The 11,140-nt window shown below is 66.3% G+C and carries 7 protein-coding genes; 1 reads left to right on the plus strand and 6 read right to left on the minus strand.

What is annotated here, in order from left to right:
• On the minus strand, nt 1-2,567 hold a 2,567-nt coding region (locus FJY73_12600), incomplete at its 3' end, for a DUF4062 domain-containing protein (protein ID MBM3321505.1).
• Nucleotides 2,568-2,787: 220 nt separating this feature from the next.
• Nucleotides 2,788-4,221, minus strand: coding sequence for a T9SS type A sorting domain-containing protein (locus FJY73_12605; GenBank protein MBM3321506.1), 1,434 nt, complete (start codon nt 4,219-4,221; stop codon nt 2,788-2,790).
• A 239-nt stretch (nt 4,222-4,460) separates the two neighbouring features.
• Here FJY73_12605 and FJY73_12610 point away from each other — a divergent pair, with 239 nt between their 5' ends.
• Nucleotides 4,461-6,833: a tetratricopeptide repeat protein gene (locus FJY73_12610; protein MBM3321507.1), complete on the plus strand. Its 2,373-nt coding sequence runs from the start codon at nt 4,461-4,463 to the stop codon at nt 6,831-6,833.
• 47 nt (nt 6,834-6,880) lie between these two features.
• Here FJY73_12610 and FJY73_12615 read toward each other — a convergent pair whose 3' ends face one another.
• From FJY73_12615 to FJY73_12630, 4 genes are all read right to left on the minus strand, one after another.
• The gene (locus tag FJY73_12615; protein MBM3321508.1) at nt 6,881-8,050 is read right to left on the minus strand and encodes an MFS transporter; all 1,170 of its coding nucleotides are present in this window, start codon (nt 8,048-8,050) and stop codon (nt 6,881-6,883) included.
• A 6-nt stretch (nt 8,051-8,056) separates the two neighbouring features.
• The gene (locus FJY73_12620) at nt 8,057-8,689 is read right to left on the minus strand and encodes a SagB/ThcOx family dehydrogenase (GenBank protein MBM3321509.1); all 633 of its coding nucleotides are present in this window, start codon (nt 8,687-8,689) and stop codon (nt 8,057-8,059) included.
• An 85-nt stretch (nt 8,690-8,774) separates the two neighbouring features.
• On the minus strand, nt 8,775-9,131 hold the full coding sequence (locus FJY73_12625; protein ID MBM3321510.1) for a DsrE family protein: 357 nt from the start codon (nt 9,129-9,131) through the stop codon (nt 8,775-8,777).
• Nucleotides 9,132-9,234: 103 nt separating this feature from the next.
• On the minus strand, nt 9,235-10,308 hold the full coding sequence (locus FJY73_12630; GenBank protein ID MBM3321511.1) for a hypothetical protein: 1,074 nt from the start codon (nt 10,306-10,308) through the stop codon (nt 9,235-9,237).
• Nucleotides 10,309-11,140 lie beyond the last annotated feature (832 nt).

Consider the following 11,140-nt stretch of genomic DNA (forward strand, 5'->3'; position numbering starts at 1 on the left):
TGCTGATAGCTCGCAAGGGCCCGCCCCGCGTCCCCGCTCTCCCCCCGACGAAGATAGAAGTCCCCCAGCTTGTTCAGCGACACCGACAGATCGCGCGCCAGGAAGCCCGGGGCGGTGCCGCCCAACACCGCCCGTTCGAGCCTCGAGCGAACCCCTTCCAGAACCTGACCCCGTTTCTTCTCGGCCGCCCCGGAGACTGCCAGCCTAGCCTCGACCTGGAACAGGAGAAGCCCGGCTGCAAGACAGAGCCCCACCGGGTCCATGTAGTTCTCGTCGAGGCATCCGAGCGCCCATTCGACCGGATCGGAGCCGTCGCCCGTGGGCATTCCGGTCTCGATCGCGCCGGCGAGGGCGGTCGCCGCCCCCTCCATCTCCGCCGTCCCGAGCTCGAGCCCCGCGAGATACTCCGCACCACCCGAGCGATCCCCCCATCCCAAGACATGGACCATCGTCTCGGTCGCCCGGAGCGGGTCGTCCACGGGAAGAGATCGGAGGTGATCCGCCGCGTGCCGGTGAAGCGCGCAGCGCGTGTCCGGATCCGCCAGGTAGCGGGCGAGCGCCCCCTCGCGAAGGCCCGCGTGGAAGAAGTCCCAGAGACCGGCCGCACCGCGCCGCACGAGGTGGCGGCCCAGCGAGCGTCGCACTCCGGCGAACGCGAGATCGGTCCACGGCGCGCACGCGACCTTCGGCACGAGAGCCTCAAGATCGCTCTCCCGCCAACCGTTTCTTCCGACCGCGATGAGGACGATCAACGCGTGCGTGAATTCCCGGCCGAAGGTCCGCTCCGCGCGATCGAGCAGCTCGCCGTAGATCGCCTGTACGGAGGAGGGCAGCTCTTCCGCGACCGAGGAGAGAAGCGCCTCCATCCGCTCCCCGCGGCGAAGGTGCGTGAACTCGCGTTCGGCCCGGGCGTAGTCGTCCGCCTCGAGAAGGTTCATCTCCTGAAGAGCGAGCTCCAGCCAGAGCGGGTTTCCGTGGGCGGGTACCCCGCCGTCCGTCTGCTTGTCGAGAAGCTTCTTGAGCGCGGCTGCGTTCGGCTCGCGGTGGTAGCGTTCCTCGAAGACCTTCCACGCGATCCGGTGGGCCTCCTCGCGCGTGATTGAATGCACGATCCGAAGATCCGCTCGCCGGGGAGCCCGGGTGAGGGACAGCGTCTCCTCGCCGGAGATGGCGGTCGCCAAGAGCTGTGTGTTCTCCGGCCACGGCTTCGGGAGCCAGGTAAGAAAGCGGGCCCGGTTCGTCCGTTCGAACTGGTTCAGCGCGTCCAGGAGGACGACCACGCGCGTCCTGGCGGCGGCCCTCCCGAGAAGCGAGGCGAACACCTCGTCGATCCTCTCGTTATCGATCCCAGCCCGGCTTTCCGCGGATCCCGCCTCCGGCTGGATTGATGAGCCGGCGGATGAAGCGCGCTCCGGCTGGCCGCTTGCTCCTCCCGCGACGCTCAAGGGGTCTTCCACGCCGAGGAAAGCGGACAGCTCGCGCACCCAGCGCCGGAGCATCCGATCGACCTGATCAGAACCGGCGTAGATGCCCGCCGCGTGGGCGAGGACGAGAAGCTCCCCGCGCCGCTCCCTAACCTTGAGATCGAGGTAGAGGCGGGCGAAGAGGGCGCTCTTTCCCATGCCCGAGGCGCCGGTGAGGCAGAGGCCCCAGGGACCGGAGCGGTCGCCTCTTGGGGGCCCGAGCAGGAACTCCAGAGCCGGGCCGGTCACGGCGGGACGATCGAGGAAGTGCCGCATGCGCCCGGCAACGAAGTCCTCCAGAGCGAGGGTGTCCGCCTCCTGCCAGGTCCGCGGCCCCTCTTCCTCGTACGCGCGCGTGTGGGCGTCGAGGTCGGTCCAGAGGTCCTCGACCACCTGGTCGCGCAGATCGCCCAGGCCGGTGACCGAACCGCGGGCAGCGTCCCACCGCGCGGTGTAGGTGCGGACGCGCTCCGGGAACTCCTCCCTTAGGCGCTTCTTGAGCACTTCAAGCTTCTCCCGGCGCTCCTCGGCGGCGCGTCTCTCATCGGCGGTTCCGTTCCTGGGGGCGAAGCGCTCGTCGTAGGTCTCGCGGACCTCTTCCGGCATGCCGGCGTAGTCCATCGCGCGGATGTAGATGCGGCTCCTCCCACGCTGCTCGGGGTCCCTGACGAACGCGTAGAGGAGCTCGAGCTCGGTTACGCTCCGGCCGACCACATCCGCGGAGAAACCGGCGGCGCGCGCGGCGGCTTCCATGCGCTCGGCGGGGGGGATCCACCCGTAGCAATCGCCGATGAGCCCGACGAGAAAGGGGCGCGTCCGATCGATCTCGTTTAGACAGACCTGGAGGACGACGAGCTCGCGCTCCGCCTCGTCCTTGAAGCGGCCGGTTTCCACTCCCTGCCGGAGGTCCACGACGTTCAGCTCGTGCCGACGACCCCGCAGGCGCTCGTTGAGTTCGAGGAAGGCATCATCCCGAAGGAGATCACGCTCCGCGTGCATGTCGCGGAAGGTGGAGCTGAAGAAGAGCGGCCGCGAAACGATGGGTCGCTCGCCGAAGTCCGCTCGTCCGGAATGCACGGGTTCTTGGGGAATGGAGTTCGCCATGGCTTGCGCTCCGAGCGGCCGGCGGCTCGACTCGCTCCTTCTCAAGCGTCAGGACTACCGGCGCGGCCGATTCCCACGGACCCTCGGCCAAGCGAGGAATTGGGTGGGCGCCCGCGCGAACGTGTCAGCGATGCCGACCGGAAGAGACCCCGATTCCGGGCGAAAGGTGAAGCACCTCCCGTTGCCCCGCTCCCCGGCACCCTCATGACCCGGCGAGTCCCTACCTCGCCCGATGCATCCGCCCCGTGTGCGCCTCGCCCCCCGCCTCCATCCGGTAGAAGTAAGCGCCGCTTGCGCACCCAGCGCCGGTGTCGTCGGTTCCGTCCCACTCCGCCGCGTGGGCGCCGCTCGGCATTTCCTCCGAAAGAAGCGTTCGGACTTTTTGTCCAAGAACATTATAGATCGAAAGGTTCACATCGGCGGAAGTCCCGAGCACGAAGCGGATCTCGGTCGCCCCCCGGAAGGGGTTCGGACGGTTCGCATCGAGACGGTGGAGAAGGGAAGGGGCGAATCCCCCGCCCCCTTCGAGACCGACCGCACCCCGCGAAACGAACTCGAAGCGCGTGACCAGGGCCTCGACGCGCGATTCGGGCGCATTCCCCTCGTAGAGCCAGAGATTGATGCGCGGGTTCTCGCCCCCCGGACGCGGGACGCCGTCCCCGACGAAGAGCCACGACTCGCCTTTCCATTCGGACGTCTCGGAATCGACCCACCGGCTCCAGAAGAGAAGCGTGTCCGGCGCCCATGTGAAATAGTGAATCGTTCGATCATCCGTCCCTAAGCGAATCGGAAAGCGATGGAGGTTGCCGGGCACGTGCCACGGCTGCACGACGAACTGGGCGTTCGTGTCGGTCGCCGCGTTTCCCCATCGGGCGATCTCGATGTCGATCTCGCGATAGGCGCTGTCCGGGTCGTCCGGATCGAAGGGCGAGCAATCGTCCCACGTAAACATCCCGAAAACGACGGGCGGATCGAGGATGTCCACTGCGCCCCGCACGCGAAACCCGTAGGTTCCATACCCGAAGGAGGTGTCCGCGATCACCTCGCTCGCGTACCAATCGTCTCCGTGCGGGGAGATGCTGAGGTGAAGCCCCTCGGCGTCCACCCAGACGTCCTCCGGATCGTCCGAGAAGTAGTTCGGGCCCGGCCCGACCGGACCGAGGAGCGCGTCCGCTTTCTTCACGATCCAGTCGATCCCCGAGAAAGAGATCCGTCTCGACCCGTGCGGGCGGCACGCGGACGCCCACGGATGATCGAAGAGAGAATCGGCAAGCAGCGAGCAAGGATCACAGCGGGGCGGATTGTAACCCGAAGGAACGAGGAAGGCGATGATCCGCGTCGCGAAGGGATCGATGCCTCCGGTCGTGATGTCGGTCGACCAGGTGCTGTCCGGAAGGATCGGCGTAAGCGGAGATTCGGCGGTCGGCTTGACCCACCAGCCGCCGGCCTTCGCGACGAGGATGTAGACGGCGATCTTGTACGCGGACGGAGAGACGCGGTGCACACGCCCGCGGAGGTCGTCCTCGCTCCCCCAAACGGGGACCGAGGTGATCTCGATCGAGGCTCCCCCGGCGCCGGACGCGATCGACAGGGCGGCGCAAACGCTTGCGAGGATGTGGAGCGCACCTCCCCAGCGAGTCGACCCATTCGTCATCGCGCGTCTCTTTCCGCAGCGGGGTACGAGCCCGCGTCCCTTCGTTCGCAAAACGTCCGCCATTTCCCCGCTTCTCATGGTATCAGATCGAGAGAATTCGTGCCCATCGGGTCTTCCCCTGTTCCCCGCGCGTTCCCCGTGGTAGGCTGGGGTCAGCCATCGGTTCCCGAGCGCGCGGGTTCCGCGCCGATGGACGTTCGCTCGGATCGGACAGTCGATCCGAGAGACGGTAGGACGAGATGACGGAAAAGAACCCACCCGCGGCCGAGAGAACGTCGTCTCCGCTTCGAACCTCTCCCGCGCGATCCGCTTTACGAACGTGGCTTCCGCTCGCGCTCATTCTCCTCGCGGGGCTCCTCCTTCGGATCTTCTATCTTGCCGAGATCGCCGAACGGCCCGACTTCACACGGCCGGCGGCCGACGCGGGCTTTCACAACTACTGGGCGCGCGCGCTTCTCACCGGCGACTGGAAGCTGCCGAGAGGCGAGGGAGATCCGAGGATTCCCGAGGTCCCTTTTCTTCGGCCTCCGGGCTACCCGTACTTCCTCGCCGCCGCGTACGCGCTCACGAAGGGGAGCTTCGCCGGGGCGCGCGCGGTCCAGATGGCGTTCGGGCTTCTCAACGCGCTTCTCGCCTTCCTTCTCGGACGCGCCCTTCTCGGGCGCGCGGTCGGGCTCGTCCTCGCCGGCTTCTCCGCGCTCTATTGGGGCTTCATCTATTTCGAAGGGGAGCTCCTGCCGCCCGTGCTTCTCGTCGCCGCGGCGCTTCTCCTCTTCCTCGCTCTTCATTCCTGGCAGATCCGGCCGAGGCTCCGTTCCGCTCTCCTCGGCGGGGCGCTTCTCGGCGCCGCCGTTCTCCTTCGCGGGAACGACCTCGTCTTCCTTCCGTTCGCACTCGCGTGGATCGTACGGACAGGCCGCCGCGCGGGAGCGGAACGCCCGCTTCTTCACGCGGCCGTCTTCCTCGCGGGGACCGCGGCGGCGATTCTTCCCGCCACTCTTCGGAACGCCGCCGTCTCGGGAGAGTTCTGCCTCGTCTCGTGCAACGCGCCGATCACCCTCTACATCGCCAACAACGAATCGAGCGACGGCGTCTCCTCCCGATTCCCCGACCTCGCCGGCCTCACGGGGATGAGCGGTTGGAGCTGGTTCTCGTACGATCGGATCGTCGAAGGTCTTTCGAGACGCGAAGGACGAGAGATGAAGTATTCCGACGCCTCCTCGTTCTTCGTGCGAAAAGCCTTCGCGTTCGCCGCCGAGCATCCGGGGAAGTTCCTCGCTCTCACGTTCCGCAAGGCGGCGCTCTTCTTCGGGCCGGCCGAAATATCGAACAACAAAGCGATCCAGTTCGAGAAGAGGGAAAGCCGGGTTCTTCGATGGAATCCTTCCTTCCCCTTCGTCGGATCCGCTTCGCTTCTCGGGTTCTTTCTTCTTCTCAGGGATCGCCGGCGCGGCCGAAAGCCGGACGATGAGGCCCCGGCCTTCTCCGACGAGTCCGCGCGCACGCTCCGGCTCATCCTTCTCTACGTCGGGGTGCTCGTTCTCTCCTACCTTCCGTTTCTCGCGGCGGCGCGGTTCCGCGTTCCGCTTCTCCCGCTCGTCTTCCTCCCGGGAGCGTACGCCGTCGCCCGGATTGTCCGCGCGCTCCGCGCTCGGGAGCCGCGAAGGACCGCCCTTCTTCTCCTCGGGTGGGGATTGCTTTATGTCCTTACCTCGTTTCCCCTCACGCCTTACGAGCCGGATCCCGCGTGGGGGTACACCGACCGGGGGATGGCGCGGGTCCGCGCGGGAGATCCGGCCGGGGCGGTTCTCGATTTCGAGGCGGGGCTCCGGGCGAACCCGGGGTCCATCGACGCCAGGCTTAACCTCGCCCGGACTCTCGCCCAGCTCGGCCGCGGCGCCGAGGCGATCGTCCACTATCGAGAGATCGCCCGCGCGAGGCCCGACCGGGTCGACGCTCGCCTCCGCCTCGCGCGCCTCCTCCTCGAGAACGGAGAGGGGACGGAGGCGGCCCGCGAGCTGGAGGAACTCGCCGCCGCGGCTCCGCATCTCCCCGAGGCGCACTCCGAGCTCGGGCGCGCTCTTCTTTCCCTTCGGAAGCCGGACCTCGCGGCGCAGGCGTTCCGAAAAGCGCTCGATCTGGACCCCGGCCGCACCGCCGACCTCGTGAACCTCGGTCTCGCGTACGCCGGGCAGGGTCTCTCCCGCGAGGCGATCGCCTCCTACCGGGACGCGCTCGCGATCGACGGGCGCCTCGCTGAAGCGCACTTTCACCTGGGGAACGCGTGGGCGGAGATCGATTCGCTCGACCGCGCGCAGGAGGCGTACGAGGAGGCGATCCGTTCGAACCCCCGCTACATGGAAGCATTCATCCATCAAGGAAATGTTCTCTCCCGCCGGGGACGCTTCGAGGACGCGATTGGGAAATACCGGGCCGCGCTCGCGATCGATGGAAGAAACACGGTCGCCCGCTGCAACCTCGCGGCCGCTCTCGGAAGGCAGGGGAAGATCGAGGAGGCGATCGCGGAGCTCGAGAAGGTCCTCGCGATCGATCCGAACCAACCGACCGCGCGGGCGTGGCTCGCGGCGCTCGGGAGTTCGCCGGGCCGTTGACCGGATCCTTCGAGCGGCCCCCGAGGAGCTTCCGTATTCGTATTCCGTTACGGACGAGCGGACCGCATCCGGTGCACCCGCGCGAGCAGCGGGAGCGAGAGGAACTGGAGAACGATCGAGAAGACGACGAGAGCCGGGATCGAACGGTCGTACAAGACGCCCATCGTCGCGCTCCCGAGAAACCAGGCGACGCCGAATCCCGTGTGGAAGATTCCGTAACCGGTCGCGCGGCGCTCTCTCGGAACGAAGTCCGCGACCGCCGCGCGCACAATGCTCTCTTGCGCGCCCATCCCGATCCCCCACAGCGCCATCCCCAGGACGACGGCCCACGGCCGGAGTGAAAACGCGAAGAGAGCGAACAGCGACGCTACGGCGACGGCCAGGATCAGCGAGAGCATTCCTTTACGGTCGAACCATCTACCGAAGAAGATCGCGGCGATCGCGTCGACGCCCATGGCGAAGGCGTAGAGGAGAGGAATCCACTTGTCCTCGAGCACCGCTTTGGACTTCAAATGAAACGCGATGAGAGGGAAGTCCGCGAAAGCGGCGGCCACGAGAGCGATCGCCGCGAGATAGAGCCAGAAGAGACGCGACACGCCGCCGCCTTTCGGTTCGCTCGGCGGCTTCTCGAGCTTCGAGGGGTGCGGATACGCCGCGCGCCCGAGCACGAGGACGAGGAGCGCGAGGAGCGCGGGGACGAGCAGGATCGCGTATGCGCCCCGGTAACTCCCTCCCATCGCGAAGATGGCGGTCACGAGCAAGGGTCCCGCCATCGCTCCGATCTGGTCCATCATCTCGTGGAGGCCGAACCCGAGCCCACGCCCCATCGAATGCGTCGCGTGGGAGAGCATCGCGTCGCGCGCCGGCGCCCGCACCGCCTTCCCGAGACGTTCGATCATCATGAGAAACGCCGCGGTTTCCCAGCGCCCGGCGAGCGCGAGCGCCGGTACAGCGAGGAGATTCACGGAGTAGCCGAGGATGGTGATCGTCCAGTAGCGCTTCGTGCGATCGCTGATGTGGCCCGAGACGATCCGAAGCCCGTGTCCAATGAGCTCGCCGAGCCCCGCGACGATCCCGACGGCCGCGCCGCTCGCGCCCAGAATCGCGAGGAAGGGACCGTTGATGCTCCGCGCCGCCTCGTACGTCATGTCCGCGAAGAGGCTCACGAACCCGAGAAGAACGACGAAGCGAAGCGCGTGCGTACGATCCCCCGGCATGGAATGCTACTTCGGCCGGCCGACCGGGATGATGTAGAGCGGCTCTTCGTTGTCGGGAAGCTCGAGAAGCTCCTGCACCGCGCGGTCGTGAAAGGCGCCGACCGGAACGGAGCCGAGCCCGAGCGCCGCGGCCTGGAGATGCACGTTCTGCGCCGCGTGCCCCACCTCCATGTCCACGTATCGGATCCCCCTCTCGCCGTACCTTTCCGCGGTCCGGTCGTAGTCGGCGAGGAAGATCATGGAGATCGGCGTGACCGCGATCCACTCTTGGCCGAGCGACGCGGAGGCAAGCTCCGGGCGGATGTCTTTTTCGATGTGGAGGGAGAGGGTGTGCGACTCCGGATCGTAGCGATAGGTCCCCGTCGGGAGATCCTCGACCTCGCCGGCGACGAGAAGGACCGCGAGCGGAAAGAGCCCGCCCGCCGAGGGAGCCGTTCGATCGCCCGCCTCCCCGGTCACGCCCTGCGCCGCCCAAAGAAGCTGGGAAGCGACTCGGAGAGGAAGAGATCCTTTCTTGAACTCCCGAACCGAGCGCCGGCCTTCGAGCGCCGCCTCGAGCGAGCACTTTCCCGCGAAATCGGGCGGCGGAAGCTCGATCGCGCGCCCCCGGCCGCCGCCGCGTCTCTTCTCTTTCGCCATGATCCCCTCCTTCGCGCCGGGAAGACAACCGGCGATCCTCGGGCGCGGCCGCCCTTTCCGACCGAGCCTCGCCGCTCGGTGGGACTCAGATGTTGACGACCTTTCCGGCCTTCCACTGCGCCGCGAGAATGTCCGTCATCCCCCCGATTGTTCCAACACGAACCTTTTCCGCGAGACCGTAATGATCGAGGCATGTCTTGCAGAGGATGAGATGGACCCCCTTTGATTCCAGGGAACGGAGAACGTCGAGGACCGGAGAGCCCTCCGCCGCAAGCTTGACGCCGTCGGTGAAGAACGAGATCGCGCCGGGGAGCATCTCGTTCGCGTCGAGGAGAGAGAGATACGTTCGGATGAGCTTCGCCTGAAGCTCGGGATCCCCCCTTCCCATCCCTTCGCTTGTGATCTGGATGAGAAGGGTGGGATCGATCGCGCGACTCGGCATTCGGGGACCTCCTTACGCAAACCCGCCGGGCGAACTCCGGCCAGGTTACACGAGGGCCGATGCCGAGGGAAGCGCGGAAATCGGAACGGACGAGACGCCCGGCCTATCGGAAGAGAGCCTTGATGTTCCCCCACGATCCGGCCTCCGCGGCCGTCGGCGGCGAGGTGTAGCCCGCGATCGTCATCACGTAGAGGGAGCCGCAAGGGACCCCGGAGAAGACAGATGGGCCGACCCAAAACCAGTAGGTCCCCGGATCGAACGTCCGGGTGAGCGACGCCCAATCGGGGAAGGCGTCCGCGGTATCCCAGTCGAGGATCTGGTAGCCGCCGCAGCCGTTGTTCCCATCGATCATGAAGATCCGGACGGAGAAGCTCGCCGCGCACTCGAAGAGGATCGTGTTCGTCTCCGCGACGTGAAGCTCGTACCAATCGGTGTCGCGGTATTGAACTCCCTGACGGAGAAACGTCCCGCTCGTCCCGCACAAGGAGAAGGGCGCGCCGCCCGGGGTCCCGGAAAGCGTGGTGAAGACCGGGATCGGGTAGCCGCTGCACCCGGAGTTGTACTGATCGTCGTAGGCGTCGTAGCAATCCTCCTCCCCCTCGAAAAGCGCCCCGCCGGGGCAGACGAGAACGTCGTACAAGATCTCGTGGATCCCGAGAGCGTACTCGCCGCAATCTCCTCCGTAGCCGTCCACGACAATGTAGTAGGTGTGTCCCTGCTCGAAGACGATCGGACAGATCTCCGAGCGAAAGCCGTCGCTTCCGCACGCATCGTCGTTGCACACGTACGGGTTCCCGAAGCCGAAGCCCGAGTCGAAGTCATAGATATAAACCTTGCTGTCGTAGGCGGACGCGCACAGATCGATGCACGCGTACGTCCAATACGAAGCCGTGAACACGTAGACCGCGTCCGGCGAGACGGAGTTCGAATAAGGACACGCTTCGTCGTAGTCGTTCGCGAAGGCGCACGTGTTCCCCGAGCCCGTGAAGGGAAGCGACGGGATCGGGATCGCGTTCTCGATCGTCTCCCCTTCCGTTCGCCCTCCCGGGATCGGGACTCCGGCCACGTGGTCGTTCCCCTTGACGAAGAACGGCGAGATCGAGGGGGGTTCGGCGAATCCCTCGGCGCCGAAAAGGGCAAGCAGCAGGAACCAAGCGAAGAGACCTGTCGGCTTCACGGCGCTCCTCCTGTGATCGACGGCAAGCAATGTTCGACTGGTGTCACACGCGGATCCCAATCTTAGCACCGAACCATCCCGATCACAAGGTTCCTTTCCGGCGTGCGGGACCCGCGCTTAGAAACCGGCCGACGCTCCGCGCGCCGGCCGCCTTGTTTCCCTTGATGGCATGTTTCGCGAAGCGCTATCGTGTGACCAAAGCTCGACGACATCGTAAGAGATCATCACCTTCGACAGGCAAGTCTGAATTCCCCGGATGCTCGGCCGTAGCACGCCTGGAACCGCGCGATCGAGCGTGAGTTCGCCGGACGGCTTGCGCGGAGCGGACCGCGTGATTGCTCTTCCTAACCTTGATCCGACAGAAACTCGACGGGTGTTTCCTCGGCCGCGGCCCGGGCAAGGCGGTGCCGGCAGAGACACCCCGAGCGCGCCGGGCTCACGACACGGTGCCGGGCCGGCAAGGCCCGGCGCGCTCGGGAACTCGCCGGTTCACCCCCTCGCCCCTCGCCCCGGCGGCCCTGCAAGGAACACACTTCTGACGGATTGAGGCTTCTATGAGCCGGGCCCCCGTCAACCTCTTCTGACAGAGACGTGTCTCTCGATCTGAGTTTCTCTCCTTCCCGATCTCCTTCACCGGGCATGCGGTATCGCGTCTCTTCTTTCTCGAGCCTTGTGAGCGTCTTTCCGTTGGCTGGTTCGTTCGTAAGTCGACGGTTTCGCCATCGACCAGCTTCTATCCGTGCCGACTCCCTCGTCGAACACCCCATCCTCTATGCGCACCATGCGCGAGACGAACCTCTTGCCGAGAGCGACCCATCTAAGGGACGGTCTC

Source organism: Candidatus Eisenbacteria bacterium, from assembly GCA_016867715.1.
GTDB lineage: Bacteria > Orphanbacterota > Orphanbacteria > Orphanbacterales > Orphanbacteraceae > VGIW01.